Annotated in this window: 31 protein-coding genes and 1 tRNA gene; all 32 read left to right on the forward strand. The window is 54.3% G+C overall.

Going from position 1 to position 18,517, the window contains the following annotated elements; genetic code table 11:
- Positions 1-122: 122 nt before the first annotated feature.
- Positions 123-680, forward strand: coding sequence for a hypothetical protein (locus ACIP6G_RS17700; RefSeq protein WP_365946550.1), 558 nt, complete (start codon positions 123-125; stop codon positions 678-680).
- The gene (locus ACIP6G_RS17705) at positions 673-1,146 is read left to right on the forward strand and encodes a single-stranded DNA-binding protein (RefSeq protein ID WP_365946549.1); all 474 of its coding nucleotides are present in this window, start codon (positions 673-675) and stop codon (positions 1,144-1,146) included. The genes ACIP6G_RS17700 and ACIP6G_RS17705 overlap by 8 nt, the downstream gene beginning before the upstream one ends.
- Before the next feature lie 121 nt (positions 1,147-1,267).
- Complete coding sequence (nrdH, locus tag ACIP6G_RS17710; protein WP_365946548.1) at positions 1,268-1,504, forward strand: glutaredoxin-like protein NrdH; 237 nt, start codon at positions 1,268-1,270, stop codon at positions 1,502-1,504.
- Positions 1,497-1,805 carry a hypothetical protein gene (locus ACIP6G_RS17715; protein WP_365946547.1) on the forward strand — a complete coding sequence of 103 codons (309 nt, stop codon included), beginning with the start codon at positions 1,497-1,499 and terminating at the stop codon, positions 1,803-1,805. Before nrdH ends, ACIP6G_RS17715 begins: the two co-directional genes overlap by 8 nt.
- Positions 1,806-1,980: 175 nt before the next feature.
- Positions 1,981-2,334, forward strand: coding sequence for a hypothetical protein (locus ACIP6G_RS17720; protein ID WP_365946546.1), 354 nt, complete (start codon positions 1,981-1,983; stop codon positions 2,332-2,334).
- On the forward strand, positions 2,331-2,639 hold the full coding sequence (locus ACIP6G_RS17725; RefSeq protein WP_365946545.1) for a hypothetical protein: 309 nt from the start codon (positions 2,331-2,333) through the stop codon (positions 2,637-2,639). The genes ACIP6G_RS17720 and ACIP6G_RS17725 overlap by 4 nt, the downstream gene beginning before the upstream one ends.
- Positions 2,639-2,929, forward strand: coding sequence for a hypothetical protein (locus ACIP6G_RS17730; RefSeq protein WP_365946544.1), 291 nt, complete (start codon positions 2,639-2,641; stop codon positions 2,927-2,929). The genes ACIP6G_RS17725 and ACIP6G_RS17730 overlap by 1 nt, the downstream gene beginning before the upstream one ends.
- Positions 2,926-3,168 (forward strand): hypothetical protein, encoded by a 243-nt coding sequence (locus tag ACIP6G_RS17735; RefSeq protein WP_365946543.1) that lies wholly within the window; start codon positions 2,926-2,928, stop codon positions 3,166-3,168. The genes ACIP6G_RS17730 and ACIP6G_RS17735 overlap by 4 nt, the downstream gene beginning before the upstream one ends.
- Positions 3,165-3,533, forward strand: a complete 369-nt coding sequence (locus ACIP6G_RS17740; protein ID WP_365946542.1) for a hypothetical protein — start codon at positions 3,165-3,167, stop codon at positions 3,531-3,533. The genes ACIP6G_RS17735 and ACIP6G_RS17740 overlap by 4 nt, the downstream gene beginning before the upstream one ends.
- Positions 3,534-3,539: 6 nt before the next feature.
- A complete protein-coding gene (locus ACIP6G_RS17745; protein ID WP_365946540.1) occupies positions 3,540-4,403 on the forward strand; it encodes a hypothetical protein in 864 nt (287 codons plus the stop codon).
- A 14-nt stretch (positions 4,404-4,417) separates the two neighbouring features.
- Entirely contained in the window at positions 4,418-5,665 is a 1,248-nt protein-coding gene (locus ACIP6G_RS17750) for a DnaB-like helicase C-terminal domain-containing protein (protein ID WP_365946539.1), read from the forward strand.
- Between the two features lie 332 nt (positions 5,666-5,997).
- Positions 5,998-6,372: a hypothetical protein gene (locus ACIP6G_RS17755; RefSeq protein WP_365946537.1), complete on the forward strand. Its 375-nt coding sequence runs from the start codon at positions 5,998-6,000 to the stop codon at positions 6,370-6,372.
- A gap of 130 nt (positions 6,373-6,502) precedes the next feature.
- Positions 6,503-7,825: a hypothetical protein gene (locus ACIP6G_RS17760; protein WP_365946536.1), complete on the forward strand. Its 1,323-nt coding sequence runs from the start codon at positions 6,503-6,505 to the stop codon at positions 7,823-7,825.
- Between the two features lie 68 nt (positions 7,826-7,893).
- Complete coding sequence (locus ACIP6G_RS17765) at positions 7,894-8,166, forward strand: hypothetical protein (protein WP_365946535.1); 273 nt, start codon at positions 7,894-7,896, stop codon at positions 8,164-8,166.
- A complete protein-coding gene (locus ACIP6G_RS17770) occupies positions 8,163-8,345 on the forward strand; it encodes a hypothetical protein (RefSeq protein ID WP_365946534.1) in 183 nt (60 codons plus the stop codon). Before ACIP6G_RS17765 ends, ACIP6G_RS17770 begins: the two co-directional genes overlap by 4 nt.
- Positions 8,342-8,638, forward strand: a complete 297-nt coding sequence (locus ACIP6G_RS17775) for a hypothetical protein (RefSeq protein ID WP_365946533.1) — start codon at positions 8,342-8,344, stop codon at positions 8,636-8,638. The genes ACIP6G_RS17770 and ACIP6G_RS17775 overlap by 4 nt, the downstream gene beginning before the upstream one ends.
- Entirely contained in the window at positions 8,635-8,829 is a 195-nt protein-coding gene (locus ACIP6G_RS17780) for a hypothetical protein (RefSeq protein ID WP_365946532.1), read from the forward strand. Before ACIP6G_RS17775 ends, ACIP6G_RS17780 begins: the two co-directional genes overlap by 4 nt.
- Positions 8,830-9,207: 378 nt before the next feature.
- Complete coding sequence (locus ACIP6G_RS17785) at positions 9,208-9,549, forward strand: hypothetical protein (protein ID WP_400291594.1); 342 nt, start codon at positions 9,208-9,210, stop codon at positions 9,547-9,549.
- A 31-nt stretch (positions 9,550-9,580) separates the two neighbouring features.
- The gene (locus tag ACIP6G_RS17790; protein WP_400291596.1) at positions 9,581-9,799 is read left to right on the forward strand and encodes a hypothetical protein; all 219 of its coding nucleotides are present in this window, start codon (positions 9,581-9,583) and stop codon (positions 9,797-9,799) included.
- Positions 9,796-10,383, forward strand: a complete 588-nt coding sequence (locus ACIP6G_RS17795; protein WP_365945891.1) for a hypothetical protein — start codon at positions 9,796-9,798, stop codon at positions 10,381-10,383. Before ACIP6G_RS17790 ends, ACIP6G_RS17795 begins: the two co-directional genes overlap by 4 nt.
- Positions 10,384-10,642: 259 nt before the next feature.
- Positions 10,643-10,713, forward strand: a tRNA-Trp gene (locus tag ACIP6G_RS17800).
- A gap of 212 nt (positions 10,714-10,925) precedes the next feature.
- A complete protein-coding gene (locus tag ACIP6G_RS17805) occupies positions 10,926-11,249 on the forward strand; it encodes an HNH endonuclease signature motif containing protein (RefSeq protein WP_365945892.1) in 324 nt (107 codons plus the stop codon).
- Positions 11,250-11,430: 181 nt separating this feature from the next.
- Positions 11,431-11,679 (forward strand): hypothetical protein, encoded by a 249-nt coding sequence (locus ACIP6G_RS17810; RefSeq protein WP_365945893.1) that lies wholly within the window; start codon positions 11,431-11,433, stop codon positions 11,677-11,679.
- Positions 11,680-11,806: 127 nt separating this feature from the next.
- Entirely contained in the window at positions 11,807-13,123 is a 1,317-nt protein-coding gene (locus ACIP6G_RS17815; RefSeq protein WP_400291598.1) for a hypothetical protein, read from the forward strand.
- Entirely contained in the window at positions 13,120-14,568 is a 1,449-nt protein-coding gene (locus ACIP6G_RS17820) for a phage portal protein (RefSeq protein ID WP_365945895.1), read from the forward strand. The genes ACIP6G_RS17815 and ACIP6G_RS17820 overlap by 4 nt, the downstream gene beginning before the upstream one ends.
- Positions 14,568-15,470 carry a hypothetical protein gene (locus ACIP6G_RS17825; RefSeq protein ID WP_365945896.1) on the forward strand — a complete coding sequence of 301 codons (903 nt, stop codon included), beginning with the start codon at positions 14,568-14,570 and terminating at the stop codon, positions 15,468-15,470. Before ACIP6G_RS17820 ends, ACIP6G_RS17825 begins: the two co-directional genes overlap by 1 nt.
- 62 nt (positions 15,471-15,532) lie before the next feature.
- Positions 15,533-15,976, forward strand: coding sequence for a hypothetical protein (locus ACIP6G_RS17830; protein ID WP_365945897.1), 444 nt, complete (start codon positions 15,533-15,535; stop codon positions 15,974-15,976).
- A 12-nt stretch (positions 15,977-15,988) separates the two neighbouring features.
- Entirely contained in the window at positions 15,989-16,897 is a 909-nt protein-coding gene (locus ACIP6G_RS17835) for a hypothetical protein (protein WP_365945898.1), read from the forward strand.
- A gap of 175 nt (positions 16,898-17,072) precedes the next feature.
- Complete coding sequence (locus tag ACIP6G_RS17840; protein ID WP_365945899.1) at positions 17,073-17,546, forward strand: Gp19/Gp15/Gp42 family protein; 474 nt, start codon at positions 17,073-17,075, stop codon at positions 17,544-17,546.
- A gap of 26 nt (positions 17,547-17,572) precedes the next feature.
- Positions 17,573-17,893 carry a hypothetical protein gene (locus ACIP6G_RS17845; protein ID WP_365945900.1) on the forward strand — a complete coding sequence of 107 codons (321 nt, stop codon included), beginning with the start codon at positions 17,573-17,575 and terminating at the stop codon, positions 17,891-17,893.
- A complete protein-coding gene (locus tag ACIP6G_RS17850) occupies positions 17,893-18,135 on the forward strand; it encodes a hypothetical protein (protein WP_365945901.1) in 243 nt (80 codons plus the stop codon). Before ACIP6G_RS17845 ends, ACIP6G_RS17850 begins: the two co-directional genes overlap by 1 nt.
- Positions 18,135-18,512 (forward strand): hypothetical protein, encoded by a 378-nt coding sequence (locus ACIP6G_RS17855; protein ID WP_365945902.1) that lies wholly within the window; start codon positions 18,135-18,137, stop codon positions 18,510-18,512. Before ACIP6G_RS17850 ends, ACIP6G_RS17855 begins: the two co-directional genes overlap by 1 nt.
- The last annotated feature ends 5 nt before the right edge of the window (positions 18,513-18,517 follow it).

Here is an 18,517-nt window from a genome sequence, read left to right on the forward strand (position 1 = left end):
ATCGAAGCAGTGAGCGCTTTCGAGAAACACGCGACCGAAGTTATCAGTAAGTACCTCGAAGCAGTGGCGAACAGACCCGCCACCGAATACATCGATCATTTCGCAGAGGAGGAAATCTACTAATGGACATCGGAGACACGCTGGCGCCGAAATCGGACCAGCTCAACTACGACGACCTGATTGCAGGAAGTCGGACGGTAACCATCGTGGGCAAGAAAATACTTGACCCGGAAACTAACCAGCAGCCGGTCTGGTTGGAACTTGCCGAATATCCTGGACGGCCATACAAGCCAAACAAGAGCATGCGCCGCGTCCTGCAAATGGTGTGGGGCGGAAAGTCTGATCTGTATATCGGACGCAAGCTGACCTTGTTCGGTGACCCTAACGTGACGTTTGGACCGAACAAGGTTGGTGGTATCAAGATCTCGCATATGAGTCACATTGATAAGCCGACGACGGTGCGCATCACTATTCGGCAGGCCGTAAAGGGACCTTACACGGTCAAACCCCTTGTTGAGCAAGCGCCTGTTGATTGGTTGGAAGTTGCGGAAACAGTGGCGACGATCGACAACTTGCGTGCCCTGTATATGGATGCGCAGGCAGCCGGAGCAACACCTGAAGTACTAAGTAAGATCCAAGCGCATCAAGCGCGAATCGAAGGAGAACAAGTAAATGGCTGAGATCGTAGCAACTGGCAACCTTGGAGCCGACGCGGAACTGCGCACCACACCTAGTGGACGTTCTGTGCTGAACTTCCGTATCGGTGATTCCAAGTCGAAGAAGAACGACCAGGGCGGCTGGGACAAGGTCGTCGAGAACTGGTTCAACGTGGCGATCTGGGGTGAGCTTGCCGAGTTCTACGCGAAGCAGCTCACCAAGGGCACGCGGGTGCAGATTACAGGCGAGTTCTACCAGCGCGAGTACGACAAGAACGACGGCTCAGGCAAGGGTGTTTCGTTGGACGTTACTGCGTGGGGTGTGCGCATCATCCCGAAGCGTGACAACAGCAATGGTGGTGGCTTCAACGCCCAGCCTCAGCAGTCCCCTCAGCAGTCCGCACCACAGCCACAGCAGGGTGGTGGATGGAATGCGCCGGCTGCTGACCCGTGGGGACCAGCTTTCGCTAACGACAAACCACCGTTCTAACCACTCATTTACCACCAAGAAGCCACAAGCGCTAACCCAAACCGGGTAGCGCTTTTTTTAGTACCCAAAACGCGGGGTCGGTCATCACACCGGCCCCGCAGTCATACCTAAGGAACTTACTTTGATCAAGGTTTATTCGAAACCGTCATGCGTCCAATGCAACGCAACCTATATAGCGCTCAAGAAAGCCAACATCGCCTACGAGGTGATCGACGTTTCCCAAGACGCTGAAGCACTCGAATTCATCATGGGTCTCGGACACCAGCAACCACCCGTCGTGTACGTGGACGAATTCACTCACTGGTCAGGTTTCCGACCTGACCTCATCCAAAAGCTGAAGGAGCAGAACCATGGCTAAGGCAAAGATCAGCATCAGTGACCTGCCAAAATGCGTCAACGACGACTGCAAGATGCCCATCAGGCCAGAGCGGACAAGCATCGAAGACTACCCAGGAACTTGTGCGCGTGGAGCTGCTGGCGAGTGCGGCACCTGCTATCAGAAGGAGCGTCGCAGGAACCCTAAGCCTAAGCAACCTCGTGTTGTTACCGATCCGAAGATCAGGCGCGACAAGGCGAACACTGACGCGTTCCTGAAGCAGATCAGCGAGACCCGGCAACGCATGGAACGCCGGCAGAAGATCCGCATGGTGACCCGATGAATGAGAAACCTGAGTGCGACTCGTGCTGCGCAGGAAAAGCACCTTATTTCATGTGCCGTGACAAGGAGTGTTTCTGCCATGTGGAGAAGCACCTGAAAGCAATCAAAACCCCGGTGAACCTCGGTTACAACGATCCGACCTCACGGAAAGTACTAAACAGATTAGGAGCTAAACGATGAGCATCCAAGACGAAGAGATCCAGAACGACGTACTCGGTGAGCAGTTTGACCTGTCATGCATCGAAGCACTCGCACCAATCCTCGCACCAATCCTCGCCCGAATCCCCGACATGGAGCCAGCAGTGATCGCACGAGAAGCCCGGTACCTCGCTATCAACGACCTCGGCAAAACAGTCAAAGGCGTGGACATGGCAGGTCGGGAATTTGACGGCAAGCTGATCAACTTCAACCCCAAACCGAACCTCAGTAGCGCAATCCTACTCACTGTGCGCGGACGGTTCTACGGCAACGAACACTACATCAGACCCCAAACCCCAATCACCATCACCGGCAAGGAACAGAACAAATGAAAAACGAAAACATCGAAGTATTCAATCTCGGCGACGACGGCGAATACTGGCTCGTCACCGGCACGACCGACGCGCACAGTGCTGAGGTTGCTATCCGAAATAACGACCGTGAGCTAGGAACCTACCTGGAAGACGAGGATCAGCTCAAGTTCAAGTATCACCGCGACCTTGTGTGGCGGTGTGGCGGGATTCAGCCGAGCCGCTGGGAAGATGACGAGCTTCTAACTGTGCCCGAGCACTTCGAACGTTACGGGCACGAGGATAAGCGCGTCCACCCGTTCAGCGGATTCTTGGTGACGCTCTGATGGGCGCTAATGAGAAGCACGCTGCCACCTACCACGGCGGAGAATACGTGCCGACGCCGGATGAAGCCAGAGCAACTTGGGTGCTGGCCATGGCGTATAGCAAGAGCCGTATTGAACCACTGATGCAAAGTTTTGACCGCATGATCGCCAAGGTCCGCGCCGAAGCGAAAGCAGAAGCGCTCAACGAAGCGGCGGACTGGGTGCGCGACAACGGGGGCGATCTAGTAAGCCGGGGCATCGAAGACGAGTTATTGAACCGCGCAAACCAGTACAAGGAGGACCTGTCATGAACGACGAAACCACTTACGAGGAGCTTATGGAACGTTGTGGACGGTTAGCTAACATCATCGTCCGCAACAACAATGCCACCGAAATGCTACTCCGCGCCGAAGTCAAGAAAGCCAAGGCCAAAGCGTGGGATGAAGCGGTCAAATGGTACGTCGAAAAAATCGCATGCCCACGAACTTGCGGCGACTGCGCTTACTGCCAAGAAGACGACACCTACAACCCATACAAGGAGCAGTCATGAGTATTCAACCCGTAACGCCGCGTGACCTGTCATTTAAAGACCGATGCACTTATATCGAGAACTTGTTCCAGGACTATTACCGGGAGCACGGTAACGATGATTGCAAACCAGAGTTCCTCATACTGCAAGGACGGATCTGGCGGCTCGCTAACCAACGCCCATCAGACACGTCATGCATGAACATCCTCGGGCTCATCAACTGGCGCGCACAAACCCACACCCGGTCGCTCTGGGACGACGAAACCCAAGACGACTACATGCCCGAAGACGACGGCTACAAAGAAGTCCTACAAGACCACCTGGACAGCCAAGAACAAACCATCACCGGACACATCCAACAACTCATACACAGAGAAAGGAAGTAACCACAAGTGGCACGCGACAGAGCGAATATTCGTGTGGACATGCTATCCAACACGGACTACCGCGACCTTGGATTGGCTGCGCAACACCTATACAAGCTGTTGCTAATCCACCCAACACTGAACTATGCCGGCGTTGCAGATTGGCGACCGGGGCGAATCGCGAAGATCACTCGCGGAGTGACTGCCGACGACGTGCGAGCAGCAGCGAAGGAACTGGAAGCAGGTTCTTACATCTACGTCGATGACGAAACTGAAGAAGTGTTCATCAGGTCATTCGTTAGGCACGACGGACTGCTGTCCAGGTACCGGCTGCCCATTGCAATGGCTAACGCATACGCGGACATTTCATCCCCGGAGATTAGACGCTTTTTTGTGCATGAGCTTCGAAGGATCAACGAATCAGATCCAGGGTTGAAGTGCTGGGAAGAGTCGCGTGTACAGAGTATCCTCCGTGAGCCTTACGAAGACATGAAAGCCATCAGTCAAGGCATCGGTTATGGCATAACTTACGCCGTAACGTCAGATGAACTTACCCCAGGTGCTACTGCTACTACTACAGCTACTACTACAAGTAATACCCCGCCAGCAGACGGCGGGGACAAAAAAGAGTCCAAGCGCGGATCAAGGATCTTCGAAGAGTGGGCACCCAAGCAAACAACCACCGCGGGAATTTCAAAAGAACTTCCACAGGTAGACCAAGAAGCTGAACTCAGAAAATTCATTGACCACTTCTTGGCAGCACCAGGACAAAAGGGCGTGAAGCTCGACTGGGATGCCACGTACCGGAATTGGGTGCGCAACTCAATCAAGTACGGCACAGCATCAATCAACGAATCAGCCCCTAAGCAGCTCAAGGGCTTCGACTTCTAGGAAGGAGACCAAACTTGGAACACACTCACACAGTCGAACGATCCATCATCGGGATGATCATCAACACCCGTGGTGGCATCATTTCCCAGATGACGCTCGACCCAGCAGATTACGCCTCGAAACAGTACGAGGTCATCCACCGAGCCGCGTTGACGATGTACAACGAACGTCGAGGCATCAGCCAACTCACTCTTGAGAACGAGCTACGAGGCAGCGAGTTCCGTGTAGACCCGTTGACCATTCGTGAAGCCGCCCAGGAAATCCCGGACTACGACAACATCGAAGTCCTGGAAAACATTGTTTCCGAAGCAGCGACACGGCGCAGGCTCATGGCAGTGCTCCAAGGCGCACAGCAAGCCATCGCATCCCCAGTGGACATTGGCGACACCGTGGAAGAAACCCGGCTGCGGATCACTGACGCTGTAGCCGGCGCCAAAGGGCCGAAAGTGTCTTTCCTCGCTGACGACGTGGACGAGATCATCGCCAGCCTGGATGAGGTGCACAACTACCCAGCAACACCATGGCCCGACCTTGACGCGATCATCGGCGGACTCAGGCCTGGAAACGTGTACGTCGTCGGCGCAAGACCCGGCGTAGGCAAATCCGTGCTCGGCATGCAGTTCGCCCAAGCCATGGAAGCCAACGGGGCAGTCCCATTCATCAGCTTGGAAATGGGCAAAACCGAAATCGGCAAACGGCTCATTGCCAACGAAACCGAAATCAGTTTGTCACGGGTAGACTCCGGCAACCTCCATGACAAAGAACGAGCACTCATCGACCAATGGCGGGCAAAACGAATCGCACAAGGACGCATAGCCATCCTTAACGACTCACTCACCATGTCGCAGATCAAGAAGTTCGTGCACAACGTCCACCGACGCCAGAAACTCTCCGGCATCGTGATCGACTACCTGCAACTCATCAACACCCCGTCAGGTGACCGGCGGCCAAGGCACGAACTGATCGCAGAGTTCTCACGGCAAGCAAAAATGTTGTCAGTCGAGTACGAGGTGCCCGTGATCCTCCTGTCGCAGGTGAACCGAAACAGCACCCAAACCGACGACCCACCAAAAATGTCGGACTTGCGTGAGTCAGGTGCCATCGAGCAGGACGCATCAGTAGTAATCCTCTTGCACCGTGCAATCAACGGTTCGGACGAGGAAGCGAAGACCCGGCTCATGGTTGGGGTCGCGAAGAACAGGCACGGACGGACCGGCAACTTCGAACTTGAGTTCAAGGGCCATTACCAGAAAGCAGTCTGATGGAAAACATGAGCAAGGAACAGTTGCAAGAACTGTTGCCGCGCATCCACGAACAGCACGAGTACTTGGCGCAACTGTCCAACGAGAACTTTTATCGACCATTCGCATACAGCAAAGCGTTGCCGATCCCGCCTAGGTTCCCATGGCCGGATCTGCCTGTCACTTATGACGAGCTGGACCGCATGCTAGGTGAATGCCTCTACCGGTTAGGGGTGCCACTGCGATGCACATCAGTGAAGTGATGGCCGAGTACCTGCAAGAACTCGAAACCCAATACGAAACCCAAGCCACTCTCAACGAGGGTGGCTCTCTTTATGCCCAAGGAGGCGGACATGGCGCGTAGTCGTGCATCAGCTAAGGCGGCTGGCTCGAAGTTTGAACGGGACATTGCGGATCATTTGGCGAAGACGGTTGATGACCGTATCGACCGGCGTGTGAAGACCGGCGCGAAAGACCGAGGCGATATTGGCGGGGTCAGGGTTCACGGACAACGGCTGGTGTTGGAGTGCAAGAACACTTCGCGGATCAACCTCGGGACTTGGATCACTGAAGCACACGTTGAGGCCGGCAACGACGACGCGCTGGCTGGCGTGATCGTGCATAAGCGTCACGGCAAAGGTAAGCCCGGCGATCAGTGGGTGACGATGACCGTTGATGACCTGATCGCGCTCATAACTGGCGAACCGCAACCCGGCCGATACGAGTAACACCCGCTGATTAACCTTCTACGCCATCAAGGGCGCACGAACGTATCGCCCCCGAACAAGTTCACACTCAAACATTCCTGAGCCCTTAGAAACGATTCTGAGGGCTTTACGCATACCCAAAGGAAACCTAATGCCACAGTGCAAATACGCCATAGCCCTAAAAATTACCGGGCTGAACGACCTCGCAGCACCCTCACGAGAAATGGCGAAAGAACTCGCCGACTACGGCCACCCAGTCAGCAAATCAATGATCAACAGCCACCGATCAGGAGGGTGCACCTGCATCGAAAAGTCCGCTCCAGTCGATGGCGTCATGTCGGAATCAGGCACCGAAGAACTCGCTGACAGCTACTTGCTCACCTCAAATCGAGCATTCGGATACGAAGACTTCCGAAACTTCATCAAATCCAAAGGCCAAGACCCGGATCAAGTCACCTTCAAATGGGGTGTAACGACAAACCCTGCTGGCGGGTACTGGAACAAAATCAACGACGTTCGACCGAAAACCGGCAAGGATGGCGAACCAGCGTGGCCGGTCATCCAGCAAGCACAACCAGTCGTCGTGAACCTGCCAACCCCGTCACCGGCACCGAAACGAAACTACAAGCTAGCCCTCAAATCAGCAGACCACCAGATCGGCTACCGGCGACTCGAAGACGGCACACTCGACCCATTCCACGACCAAAGACCAATGGACATCTTCACCCAAGCCTGCGCCGTCTACCAGCCAGACAAGATCCAGATCCTAGGCGACTTCCTGGACCTGCCATCACAATCCCGGTGGGCGCAAGAAGCATCGTTCGCACGAACCACCCAACCAGCACTAGATACCGCCCACGCATGGCTAGCACAACTACGCGCAGTAGCACCCAACGCCGAAATGATCATCATCGAAGGCAACCACGACAAACGCATGCAAAACTTCGTCGAAGCCAACGCACTAGCAGCGTTCGGGCTCAAACGAGCCAACATGCCCAACTCGTGGCCAACAATGTCGATCCCGTACCTGCTGCGCCTCGAAGAGCTCAACATCCGATACGTTGACGCGTACCCGGCAGCAACCGACTGGGACAACGACACCACAAGGAACATCCACGGAACCCGCGCTAACTCGAAAGGCTCCACAACCGCCCAGTACGTTCACGAACACCCACACCTGAACACCTGGGCAGGGCACACTCACCGCGCAGAAATCACTTACCACACCGTTATCGGCCCGCGGGGTGAACCGCTCCGCAGGTACTCCGCCAACCCAGGCGCAATGTGCCGTGTAGACGGTTCAGTGCCATCCGTAAACGGTGCAATCGGAGCCAACGGAAAACCAGCCAAGATCGTCGAGGACTGGCAGCAAGGCCTCGGATTCTCCTACTACAACGAAACCGAATCATGGCCGTTCGTCTACCAAATCATCGACGGCAGAACCATCATCGACGGCAAAGAATACACCGCTTAAACCCAGCACCACCCCACCCCTTTGAGCGTCCGTTGTGGCGCTCTTTTTTATGCAACGAAAGGCAAGTCATGGCAACCATCGATCAGTACTACCGCGCCGAATACAAGTTCTGCGCAATGAACGGCGCACCACTCAACATCACGCGCAGAGGATCACTTGACTACGACCTGGAATCAATGACGTTCACCGTCGAACAGTTCGTGCAGAACGAAGACGGCAACTTCCTGCTCTTCGACTTCGCAGGCGCATTCACCAACGAGCCTAACTCTGAGCCGCTGACCGAGAAGGTTACCCGTCCGATCATTGCGCTCCCGCACGAAATCAAGGATCTCCTCAAATGATCTTCACTTCTCGCACGTACCGGGTAGCCATCCGACGGTCGATTGAACGCGAAAAGCAGTTGCGTTACGAGCTTGAGTTCTTCACCGGCTGCGAATCGGAATGGCGCAAAAACCGCCTGCAACACCAAATCAACCACACCCGCAAACTCCAAGCCCGCAAACGAAAGGAACGGAAATGAGAACCGACGAACTCATAACCCGCGCACAAAAAGCAATCGAAACCGGCCAGCCAAACCTAGCCCAGCTCTACATGCGCAAAGCACTCGAACAGACCAACCAGCAGCGACGAGAACTCAACCCCATCGGATGGCAAGCGCGGCAGCTAACGGAGGCCTTCCAATCAATCGGAGACGCGATAACCAAAACAGGAAAGCAATGGGCCGACATATTCGAAAGCTTCTCCAAAGCGTTCGCGCCTGAAGCTGGCATCGACCACAAGACGAACTACGTGTTAGTAGGACCAAACAAATGAGCACCTACGCGATTCAAGAGACGCCACTCGGCACCTACGCGCTAACCATCAACAACCAGCTGATGGCACAAGCAACCGACCGAGCGACACTCGAACGCATGAAAACCGGATTCGAAAACAGCAACCACGCCCAACGAGCCGAACAAAACACAAACAACAACACAACCAGAGACGGAATCCAAGCACGATGAGAGAGCTAGCAATGGACCCAATGCAAGTACGCCTCGAAGCGCTGAAGCTTTCCGCGAATTTCATAATCGACATGAACAGCCGCCTACCAACAAGAGACTTTAGAGGCTCAGACATAGTTATCAGGGTGGCATCACAGTTCGAAAAGTACATCAGCGAAGGGAAAACACCATGAGCCAGCGATTCAGCGACGCCGAACTAGCAGCCGAATACTGGCACGCAATGTACCAACGACGTATCGCCATAGAAATCTCCACAGCATTCTCATCCCCAACGCAATTGAAACAACGAGATCGAGAAGCCATAACCCTCCACCGCTTCGCCACACTCCCACACGCACACGAAACAAACGTTGTAAACGAAAACACAAAGGAAAACCCGTGAGTGAACGACGCGGAGGATGCCCAACCACCGGCAAAGCAATGTTCACCACACGCAACCAAGCCAAACAATTCCGCCGACGCAAAGAATACCGAAACCAACACATCTACAAATGCACCCACTGCGGATACTTCCACATGGGCGGAACACACGGCGAACAATCCAGACACGCACACCGCAACGGCATCGGCATGACACCCATCCCAGAAGCCGCCCAAATGCTCGCCGTATCACAAACCGTCATCCGCCTCATCATCCAATCCGGCAAAGCACACGGCGACGACAACAACATCCGAACCGAAGACCTCAACAAACTACAGAAAGCGATGTACCAAACATGAACATCACCCCAACCACCATCCAGGAGGGGCAGTGAAACTCGATCCAGAAGCCCACGAAGCGGCCGCCATCGCCCTATTCGTCAGCGTCCGCAACACAACCCGCAAACCAGAAGACTGGGACAACATACGCGGCGTACACAAGCTCGCATACAGGAACGACGCACAAGCCGCCATCACCGCCTACTACAACACCCTGCCAACAGCAGCGCAACGAGCATACGACGAAATCTACGAGAGCGAGGAAAAATGACCCTGCGTTCACTCGCGCAAGAGCTAACCGAACCGCACATGAAAATGATCGGAGGACGCATCGGCAAAGTACCTGCGCTCATAGACGAACTAGCCTCAGCCATCTACGGATCAAGCGACACCGGGGCAGGAGGATCATCAAGCAAAGTAGGCATCCTCGTCAACGCGCAAGCTCTAGACCTACATCAAAAGATCGAAAGGGACATAAAACGCGGATACACCATCCGCTTCAAGCGAGGCGCACCAACGCTCAAACGATGCGTCAAAACCATTAGCAACACCGAACATGAACCAGACTGGGAAGACTGGTTCACCCACTTGTTCCAATCGGTAGCCAGCGAAATTGAAACCATGCTGCGACCCAAGAAGCTACGCAGACTCGACGGCGTAACCTGCCCATCGTGCGGACAAGCAACCTACAGCGAAGACCGACTCACCGCACTCTACGTAGACTGCTGGGCCGACAACGAAAACCTCAAACCACACCAAGAATGGAGCGTCGAATGTAACGCCTGCGGAACACACTGGAATGGAACAAACGAAATCAAATGGGTTCTAGTTGCACTAACCGCAAACAACTGTTAATCTGGTACCAACTGCGGATACGTGTACCCACAGTGAGAAGCTTCAACCAATCTGGTTGGGGCTATTTTTTATGCCCAACGGCATACACGGCGGCATGGGGCGAACCGCCTGAACAACCCCAAACACAAAGCCCAGACCTGCACAGCAGAGTGGGCAACTCAGGCAGCGTAAACCTGAGGCAGATGAACCGCCAAGCATCGGAGCGCGTGCTTCCCACCTAGCGAGTGGGCAAGGGCAAAGCAAAAGAACATCTGCACAAGGGTCATTAGTGAAGTGGTATCACGACGGTCTCCAAAACCGTAAGCGCAGGTTCGATTCCTGCATGATCTGCGACGGGTCAACACTCCAATGAGTGAAGGCTACCCAAGACGGTTGCGAGTAAGCACACGCTTAGTCTTCAACAACCCGAGGATAGACCTGCCCGCACAACCTACACAGCCCAACAGTGGGGCCAGCGTGAGTGCTGGCTGACGACACTCACAAAGCCGCCCGCGTTGGAACCGGACAACCAACGCGGGTAGCAACAAAAGGGTGGTGACACTGTGGCAACATCACGCACAGGCACAGCCGAATGGAAGAACGTAAGAGCCACCGTACTAAAAGAAGCCCGGGGGGCCGGTCAAGCAACCTGCCCACTGTGCTCTACCTGGCTCAACTGGAACCAATCCAAGCAACCAAACAGCCCCGAACCAGACCACATCATCCCCTGGGAACAAGGCGGAACTAACCGCCCGTCCAACCTTCGCGTCATCTGCCGACTATGCAACGGCAAACGCGGAGGCAAACAAGGCAGAGCAAAACAACTCCAAGCCAAGCGAGAAGCCAACACCAAACCGATTGATGCCAACACCTCGTTCGAATGGTGACCATCAGGGTAAAAGTGCGCAAAATGATCAATAAATACCAAAAAAATGATCAAACTGTCACGAAACCCACCCATAACCCGGTGCCCACCCCTCCCACGATCGCCCTTCCGGCATAGCGATACCCCCGAGCCTTTCCTGTTTCCACAGGCGGGGCTTTTTCTTGTTTAAGGAGGCTGCCTGAATGAGTGTTTCTGATGCAGTCTCAGGTGGGCGCGAAGCGGTGCTTAAAGCGCTTCTGATAGCTAACGCGGCGAAGTATGACGAGTGCGAGTCGCTGCGTGATGCGAAGGCTTTGTCTTTGGAGATTAGGGACACTGTTCGCGAGTTGGCTGAGTTTGAGGTTCCGGATGAGTCGGGTAAGCCGTTGACGGGTATTGATGAGTTGCGGTTGCGTCGTGAGGCTCGGGCCAAGGAGCGCAAGAGCGGTTAGGTGGTGAGTGGTGGCTGTTGGTTGCCAGACCCCTCGGATTATGACCGCCCCGCCTGCTAAGTGGAATGACGCTGACGATTGCGCTTTCTTGGCTACGACTTATGGTTTGAAGCCTGATGCTTGGCAGATGAATGTTTTGCAGGCTTGGATGGGCAAATCGAAGGATGACCGTTGGGCTGCTGGTCGCTGGGGCATCTCGGTGCCGAGGCAGAATGGCAAGAACGGCATTCTTGAGATGGTTGAGCTGTTTTTCATGGTTTCGCTTGGTTTGAAGATTCTTCATACTGCGCACGAGGTGAAGACGGCTCGTAAGGCTTTCTTGCGTATCTTGTCGTTCTTTGAGAATGAGCGTAAGTATCCAGAGTTGGCGGCGATGGTCGCTCCCGGTGGTATTCGGAAGACCAATGGCCAGGAAGCGATCATTCTTGGGAATGGTGGCTCGGTTGAGTTTATCGCCCGCTCTAAGGGTTCGGGTCGCGGGTTCACTGTTGATGTTCTTGTGTGTGATGAGGCGCAGGAGTATGGGGAAGATGCTCAGGCGGCATTGTTGCCTACGATTTCTTCTGCCCCTTCTGGTGATCCTATTCAGATTTTGCTTGGCACGCCACCTGCTCCTGGCATGGATGGGTCCGTGTTTACGCGTTTGCGTGAGGCTGGCGTTTCTGGCCGGGATAAGCGTGTTGCTTGGTGTGAGTGGTCACCTGAGCCTAATGCGAAGATTTCTGATCGGGCTACGTGGTATGCGACGAATCCTAGTTTGGGTTTGCGTTTGAACATTACGACTGTTGCGGATGAATTCGGTGCTATGTCGGCGGAGATGTTCTTTCGTGAGCGTTGCGGTTTTTGGGATGTTGGCGCTAATGGTTCTCGCGCTTTTGATATTGACATTTGGAATCAAAGAGCTGGCACGCCACCTGCTGACGGTATTCGTTGCTTTGGTGTGAAGTTCTCCCTTGATGGCTCTGAGGTCGCGTTAGGCGCGGGTGCGCGCTCTCCTGACGGCACTGTTCACGTAGAGGCTATACGCTCAGCACCTCTATCTGAGGGCACGCAGTGGCTTGTTGATTACTTAGTTCAGCGCAAGGACCGCACAGCGCAGATTGTCATTGATGGCAAGTCTGGTGCGGGGTATCTCATTGAGGCTTTGCGGGCCGAGGGTATCGGCAAACAGATTATTATTCCGCCCGCTGTTGATCAGGTAATCACTGGCCACACGATGTTCGATCAGGCGTTGACTGAGGGTACTTTGACCCATGCTTCGCAGGACGTTCTTGATAAGCAAATTGGTGACACTACACGGCGCAAGATTGGCGCTCATGGCGGTTTCGGGTGGGCTCCTATTAGCTCTACTGGTTCCGTTTCGTTCGTTGATGCCGTGACGCTCGCTTTTTGGGGAGCGCGCACGACTAAACGTAATCCTGGAAGAAAGCAGAGGTTCAGATGACTTGGTCTACTGATGATATTCGAAGTCTCAGTATCTCTGGTTTGTCGGATGAAGTTCTTGGTGAAGTTCGTGGCTTGCTGCGGATTTGGGATAGCCATCGCACTAAGAATTTGAAGCGCAACCTGTATTTCGATACGGAGCAGGCTTTCAAGGATCTTGGTATTGCGATGCCTCCGCAGTTGCGTAAGTGCAATTATGTTTTGGGTTGGGCTACGCAGGCTGTTCGCAAGCCGGCTTTGCGATCTCAGTTTGATGGTTTGCGTCTTGCGGGTGTTGATGATCCGTTTGAGCTTGGCGAGATTTTGGACGCGAACAGTTTCGACTTGGAATTTTCGCAGTCGGTTGTTTCGGCGTATAAGCATGGCATGTCTTTGGTGACTGTAGCCAAGGGTGGGCTTGGTGAGGCTCCGGTTCAGATTATTGGGCATTCGGCTGAGGCTTGTGCTGCTCGGTGGGATAAGCGGACGCGTCGTCTTGCTTCGGCTTTGACTATTGCTGATGTTGATGAAGATGGCCGGCCTGTTGAGTTTGTAGTGTACCTGCCTAATGAGGTCATCACTTGTTCGTTTATTCGTGGTTCTGGCTGGTCTTCGTTCTCGCAGAGTAACCGTACTGGGCGTGTTCTGGCTGTTCCTGTTTTGAATGATCCTCAGTTGAATCGTCCGCTTGGGCGTTCGCGTCTGACTAATGCTGTGATGCGTTTGAATGACATGGCGGTTCGTACTCTTGGGCGCATGGAAGGCAACGCTGAGTTCTATTCGTCGCCACAAATCGCTCTGTTGGGTGTGGATTACGAATCGTTCTATGGCGATAATGCCATGTCGGAATCTGAGAAGTTCAAGCTTGCCATGGATCGCCTACTTGCGATTTCCAAGGACGAGGATGGCGATAAGCCTGACCTGAAGCAGTTGCAGCAGGCGACGATGACCCCTCACAGTGACATGATGCGCACTATTGCGATGGCGTTTAGTGGTGAGACTTCATTACCTCCGTCATCGCTGGGTGTCATTCATGATCAGCCGGCTTCTGCTGAGGCTATTCGTGCTGCTGAGCATGATCTTCTGATTGATGCGAGCTATCACAACAACAGTGTGCATCCTAAGTCTGTAAAGCAGATTATGGAGTTGGCGGTGATGGTTCGCGATAACGCGACTGTCGTTCCTGACGATATGTGGCGCTTGTCGGTTCGGTTCATTGATCCTGAGTTCCGGTCGTTGTCGGCTGAGGCTGACGCGGTTACGAAGATCGGCGCGGCCATGCCAAGCCTTGTTGATCAGCCTGTGTTGCTTGAGCGCATTTTTACTGCTGATGAGGTTGAGCGTATTCGCGTTGATGGGCAGAAGGCTTCTGTTGCTTCGCTGGTGGATCGTATCGCTAACGCGCAGGCTGTACCGCAGAACGTTGCTGACGCTCAGCAGGCGGGTTCGAATAACCAGGAGGCGTAGTGCTGATTCCTTATAGCGTGACGCAGAGTTATTCGTTGCTTCGTGCGGCTTTGTCTGATGCGGCTTTGGTTGATTTGGACAAGATCATGCGTGCGGTTGCTAATGAGTCGCCGGCTGTTCAGCGTGAGGCGATGATGGATCTGTTGCCGACGCTTGGGGATCAGTATGCGTCGGCGACTGGTGAAGTTGCTGCGGTGTTTAGCGCTGAGTTGATGGAGCTACAGGAAGTCAAGAAGCCTGTAGCTCCTGAGACGCTTGCTTTGCCTCCTGCGCAGTCGTGGTTTGCTCTAGCTGGGTTTGGGCTGTCTGACCGCACCCTAGAGCGTGGCGGGATGCTGCTGGCGTACTCGCTGATCGCGGGTGGGTTGACTAAACGGTTGACGGAGTTCGCTGCTGACACGATGATCGGCAACGCGTCGATACAGTCAGTGGCTACGTCGGCAGCTCGTGTTCCTAAGCCTGGTTGCTGCGCGTTTTGCGGGATGCTGGCGAGTCGCGGTGCTGTCTACAGCGAAGAATCCGCTGGTGTCGTTGGCGGGCGCGGTGTCCCCGTTGGGCAGGGTCAAGGGCGTGGCTCGAAAGGGCGCGGGCGTGGCATCAAGACTCGTGGTTCCCGCGCTATCGGTGAATCTTTCCACGATCACTGCCGGTGCGAGGTTGTTGCCCTAACTGCGGGTAATGAGGCGCAGTTGCAAGCTGACGCTGATCGTTATTACGAGGCATACCGTGAATCGGCGGACAAGGTTAACGACGGTCTGACACTGAAAGTCACTGACGTTAGCACTGAGGAACGACTCAAGAACAAATACGAATGGGTCAACGCCGAAGGCGAGGCCCGTAACGCCAAGGAACGCACCGCAGACATTCTCTCGGCCATGCGCTTAGACCTTGGCGTCAAATAGATTTCAAGACCCCGCACGGGGTCTTTTTTAATGCCGCACGGCAGAAATAAGGATGGTTGCAAATGAGTAATCAGGAACCTACGCCTACGCCGGCCCCTCCTGCACAGGAGACCGACTGGAAGGCTGAGGCTAGAAAGTGGGAAGAGCGCTCGAAAGAGAACAAAGCGGCTGTTGATGCTTTGACTCGTGAGCGTGACGAAGCACTTTCTAAGGCTACGTCTCTTGAGTCTTTGAACTCGGAGCTGTCTGAAAAGGTGACCGGGTTTGAGTCTGCCAAGGCTCACTCTGAGTTGGTTTCGAAGGTTGCTGAGGCGGTGGGTGTTGATGCGAAAGCGTTGCGTGGCACGACCGAAGAAGACCTTACGGAGCATGCCAACTACCTGAAAGCACTGATCGGTTCGCAACCTTCCGCCCCTGTGATTCCTTCGCAGGGCAAGAGTCCTGAAAACGTTCAGGATAACCCGCTGCGGGAACTCACCCGTAGCCTTTTTGAGAATAAAGAATAGGACGGCCGTGCAATGGCTACTTTGACTACTGGTTCGCTGACCATTCCAACTCAGCTTTTGACCCCTTGGGTGAACAACATCCATAAGGGTTCCGTTATTTCTAAGCTTTCAGGCTCGACCCCGATGAAGTTCGGTAAGGGCGAGGCGTTCGTCTTCGACTCGGGTGAAGCTGAGTACGTTGGCGAAGGTGCTAACAAGTCTTCGTCCACTGTCACCTCGACTACTCAGACTGTTGACCCGTTCAAGTTCCAGAAGACTATCCGTTTCACTGAGGAAGTTCAGTGGGCTGATGAGGATCACCAGATGGGTGTTATTGAGGAAGTGCTGGCACAGATTCAGCCGGCCCTTTCTCGCGCCCTGGATTACGGTGTAATCCACGGCATCAACCCATTTACTGGCGACCCTGTTACTGCGATGACTCAGCGCTTGGTGAACACCACCAATTCTGTTGAGTACGCTGCCGCTGACCGCCCTTACGTATCCACTGACGCAGCGACTGCTGCAGTCCTGGCTGCTGGTGGCGTTCCTAATGGCCTGGCGCTTGACCCTGTATTCGCTGCGAAGATCGCCGGTCAGCGCGTTGATACTACCGGACAGAAGCTTTACCCGGACTTCAATTTCGCTAATGAAGATTCCGTGTTTGAGGGTCTGCGTGCTGCGACTTCGAAGACTGTAGGCGCTGTTGGTGTTGCAACTACTCCATCTAACCTGCTGTCTGTTGTCGGTGACTTCTCGGCTGTTCGATGGGGCGTTCAGAAGTCCATTGGTCTTGAAGTTATCCGATTTGGTGACCCTGACGGTGGCGGCGACTTGAAGCGAAACAACCAGATCGCGGTTCGTGCCGAGGTTGTTTACGGTTGGGGCATTGCCGAGCTGAATAAGAACTTCGCCAAGATCGTTGATGCGGTCCCAGAGGCCTAAACATGGTTCGCCTTCGTAACAAGGTGACCGGGGCTGTCATGTCTGTGCAGGAATCCACTGCTTCCCGTTTGGGTAGTGAGTGGGTTCCTGCCGACAAGCCTAAAGCGGAGCCTGCTAAATCGCCTTCGCGGCGTACTGCAAAAAACAAATCTGACGACTAGTTGAGGGGGCGGTTATGGCCGATGTTATACCGTTCCCATTCGCCACTGTTGACGACCTGAAGGCACGCTGGCCAGATTTCCCGGTGGGCGGTGAAGCTCATGCTGAGGTCCTGCTAGAGGATGCGTCTCAGTACATCTTAGACGTGTGCCCATCGGCTGGGAATGCGGCTGAGGCTACGCGCAGGCGTATCGTTTGTGCGGTTGTCCGTCGATCAATGGAGCAGGGCTTACCTTCGGGCGTTTCGTCTATGTCTGAGACTGCCGGCGGAGTTTCGATGCAGTTTTCTGCATCGAACCCTACTGGTGACTTTTACTTAACGAAGCAGGAGAAGAAATCCCTTGGGTGCGGCAAGCAGTCGGCGTTTGGTGTGCAGGTCGCGGGCGGTCTTGGTGCTCAGCATCAGCCGTGGTGCAATCTCGCGTTCGGCGCGACGTACTGTTCATGTGGCGCTGATTTGACTGGCGGATATCCGCTCTGGGAGTACTGATGTTGCCACGATTCGCTAGACAGTCAGTGAACATTTTGACCCCTGTCCTCATTGAGGAACGAGGCGAAACTGTCGAAGATTGGTCTGATCCGGTCCGCTCTACTATTACTGGTTGTAGCGTTCAGCCTGGAAATGGTGGGGCGGACTTTGAGCATGCTGATTCTTTGACTGCTGACTATACGGTTTATCTTCCTCCTGAAACGGTTTTGCCTGTCGAGTCGTTCCGGGTTGAGTTACCAACTACATCTGGTCAGTTCATCCTCATGGGCGAGCCTCAGCCGTGGAAGTTTGGGATGCGTGTAGATCATTTGCGCATTCGCTTGGAGCGTCGTCGGGATGGGGTGTGATGGCTAAGCGTGTGAAGGTGAAACTTTCTTCTGGTGAGGTTCGGGCGTTGCTTACTAGTGTTGAGGTTCGTGACGCGGTGATGGATGAGGCTGAGAAGCGGGTTCCGTCTGGCCGGGGTTATGAGGCTGTTCGGGGTACGGGTGGTAATCGTGCGCACGCTTTTATTGCGGCAACTGATTGGGCTGCGTATAACGATAATGCTCGTAATGCGACGCTTCTCAAGGCTTTGGGTGGTGGCTGATGCTTGCTCCTGCTGATGTTGAGTTTGTGTTGGTCGAGTATCTGAAGTCGCGCCTGAGTGTTCCTGTGGCTACGAAGCTTGGCGCGGCTAAGAACCAGGTTGTGTTGTTCACTACTGGTGGTTCTAAGGCGACGTTGGTGTCTGGTCGTCCTCGTGTGGTTTTTGACTGCTATGGGGAACGTGAAGCCTTGGCGGTGAATCTTGCTAATCAGGTGTGGGCGTTGGTTGAGGATCTGGACTGCCGCCTGGTTGGTGATGCCCAGTTCTATGACGTTGAGTCCACTTTGCCTATCAATCTTCCTCATCCTGACAAGCCGGATTTGTTTCGACGGCAGTTCAACTCTCTTATTCATACCCGCCATGTGCGGGTTTCTTAATTTAA

Origin of the sequence: Glutamicibacter sp. NPDC088483, from assembly GCF_044753145.1 — a bacterium.
In the GTDB taxonomy this organism is placed as follows: domain Bacteria; phylum Actinomycetota; class Actinomycetes; order Actinomycetales; family Micrococcaceae; genus Glutamicibacter.